The sequence below is a fragment of the Aeromicrobium sp. genome (assembly GCF_014378035.1).
In the GTDB taxonomy this organism is placed as follows: Bacteria; Actinomycetota; Actinomycetes; order Propionibacteriales; family Nocardioidaceae; genus Aeromicrobium.
This window is the reverse complement of sequence record NZ_JACMOM010000158.1, coordinates 1-2425: the sequence shown is the minus strand read 5'-3', so window position 1 is coordinate 2425 and position 2425 is coordinate 1. Positions and strand designations below refer to the sequence as shown.

General features: G+C 63.7%; 1 protein-coding gene and 3 pseudogenes. 1 reads left to right on the top strand and 3 read right to left on the bottom strand.

The features are described from left to right. Positions 1 to 225, top strand: a pseudogene (locus H7290_RS08230) (alkaline phosphatase family protein); the annotation flags it as partial. A gap of 159 nt (positions 226 to 384) precedes the next feature. Here H7290_RS08230 and H7290_RS08225 read toward each other — a convergent pair. The 3 genes and pseudogenes from H7290_RS08225 to H7290_RS08215 all read right to left on the bottom strand — a co-directional run. Further along, positions 385 to 600 (bottom strand): annotated as a pseudogene (locus H7290_RS08225) (integrase core domain-containing protein); the annotation flags it as partial. Positions 601 to 616: 16 nt separating this feature from the next. After that, entirely contained in the window at positions 617 to 1687 is a 1071-nt protein-coding gene (locus H7290_RS08220) for an IS110 family transposase (RefSeq protein ID WP_290513536.1), read from the bottom strand. Between the two features lie 230 nt (positions 1688 to 1917). Continuing rightward, a pseudogene (locus H7290_RS08215) lies at positions 1918 to 2192 on the bottom strand (DDE-type integrase/transposase/recombinase); the annotation flags it as partial. Between the last annotated feature and the right edge of the window lie 233 nt (positions 2193 to 2425).

Genomic DNA, 2425 nt, shown 5'->3' with positions numbered 1-2425 from the left:
CGAGCCGTCGTACGCACGCAGGAGGGGCTCGAGGACTGGTTCGGACCCATCGTCCCTGACGTCCGCCAGCGCATCGGTGACGTCGTGGTGGCGTCGCTGGGTGACTTCGGGGTGTTCTCCTCGCGCGAGTTCCCCGTCGAGCTGAAGATGACGGGCTTTCACGGCTCGGTGACCGATGCTGAGATGCGCATCCCGGTCCTGATGGCGACCGCCTCCCAGGTGTGAACCGCCAGATGTGAAGAGGCGGTGGCGGGGGCTTATAGACCGACGCTGCCCTGCATGATGCCGCCGTCGGCGAACACCGTGGTCGCTGTCATGTAGCCGGCCTTGCCCGAGGCGAGGAACTGAGACCTCCCAGCGTGTCCGGAGACTCGTTGTTCTGAGTCACCCGGCGGGTGCCAGTGTTCTTTTGTGATCGTAGCGAAGCTGCTCGGCCGCTTCGGGGGTGAGGTCGTCGAGGTATTTGTGGGGCCGTCCGGTGTTGAACCAGTGGACCCAGTTCAGGGTTTCGATCTCGACTTGATCGATGCCGCGCCAAGGACCTTGCCGGCGGACCAGTTCGTTCTTGAATGATCCGACGGTGGTCTCGGCGAGCGCGTTGACGCTCCTGTAGTTGTCAACTGGCGATTTCACCGGTTCTGGGGTCGACCTTGATGAGGTGGTAGACCTCGCGGATGACGTAGCGTTTGAGGCAGCGGATGATTTCGCGTTTGCTCTTGCCCTCGGCGGTTCTGCGGGCGACGTAGGCGATGGTCGGTTCGTGGAAGCGCATGCGGACGATGACGGTGCGGTAGATCGCGGCGTTGAGTTGTCGGTGCCCGCCGTGGTTGATTCGGTGTCGTCCGCTGGTCATCCCTGAACCGGTTGGGACGGGGCTGATGCCCGCGAGCTTGGCGAAGGCGGCCTCTGAGCGGATTCGTTCGGGGTTGTCGCCAGCGACGATGAGGATCTCTGCGGCGGTGTCGACTCCGATGCCGAATTGCTCGAGTAGCTGCGGGGCTGTGAGGGTGACGAGTTGCTCAATCATGGCTGAGGTCTCCTTGGCTTCGGCGTCGAGCTGCTGCCAGCGGCGGGCCAACGATCGCAGCGAGTGGCGCAGCGCATCGTCGGGGCTCTCCAGGGTCCGTGGGCGAAGCGCGGCAAGGTGGCGCGCGAGCATGATCTGGGTCTTGCGGTTCGTCTCACGACGAAGCTCGTCTGAGCCGTGCACGAGCATCGCCTTCATCGTGACCATCGCCGCGGTCCGGTCGCTGACCGCGGAATCATGGGCAATTTTGAGCTGACGGATCATCTCGGCCGCACCGTCTGCGGTCTTCGGGGTCGCGGTGGCGAACCCGGCGAGCACGGACCTGGCCGCGTTCTCGGCGTCGAGGGTGTCGGACTTGCCGTTCGCTCGTCGTGAGCGGCGGTCTGGGCGGCCCGCCTCGACCACCTTGTGGCCGTGCCGCCGCACGAAGGACGTCAGTGTGACTCCGTATGACCCGGTTCCCTCAATCCCGAACGCGAGGACCTTCCCGAAGCCGGACGACCAGTCCAGCAACTGCCCGAACCCTCCGGTGTCGGTCGGGATCGTCAGCGTCGCGAGGATCCCGCCGATCGTGTCCATCACAGCGGCGACGTGGATGTGCTTGTGGGTGTCGACGCCGATCACGACGTGCCCGGATCTGACTGTTTCGAGTGTGGTCATGGTGTGCTGTCTCCTTGCCGGTTGGCGTGGTCTCACGCTGTCGCCGGCGGGTGGACAGGACTGTCACGGGGACGCTGTCAAAGTCTGCTCCAGGCTCCTATTAGGTCACGCCCGTCCGGCGGCAGCGCTTGCTGCATGCCCAGTCGGACGGTCGACAGATCAACGCCAAGACACCATGCGGGTCAGTCATAAACTTCCGGAACAAGCATCGAACCGGCAAGAACAGACTGACTGTCGTAGGCGTCGCCGACTGATCCGACCGAGGGTCGACGCCGGCCTCGATCAGCCTGCTGGTGAAGGCGATCGAGGTGTAGACGCTGCCGGCATCGCTGTGGCTGACCAGCCCGGTCAGGTCGGTGATCCCTTCTTGCTGACGGGTGAAGATCGCGTGCTCAAGCGCATCCAGCACCAACAGCGTGGTCATCGACCTGGCTGCGCGCCAGCCGATGATCCGCCGACTGAACGCGTCGATCACGAACGCGACACTAACCATCCCTGACCAGGTTGGGCAACTGGTGGGGGCACCTCCCTGCACGAAGTGCTTGGGGGAATGAAGTTGATCACCGTCTGTTTGGCCGGTCGAGCTTGGCCCCTGTTGGTGACGCTCGAAAAGTGAGCAGTTCTGCCGTGGTGGTTTCTAGTCAACGTCGCAACACAGACCGAATAATGGAGGCTGTGTTGTCATCTATACGTCGTGTAAAGAAGGGCCCGGGTCGTCGTCCGCAGTCGGCCAAGAGG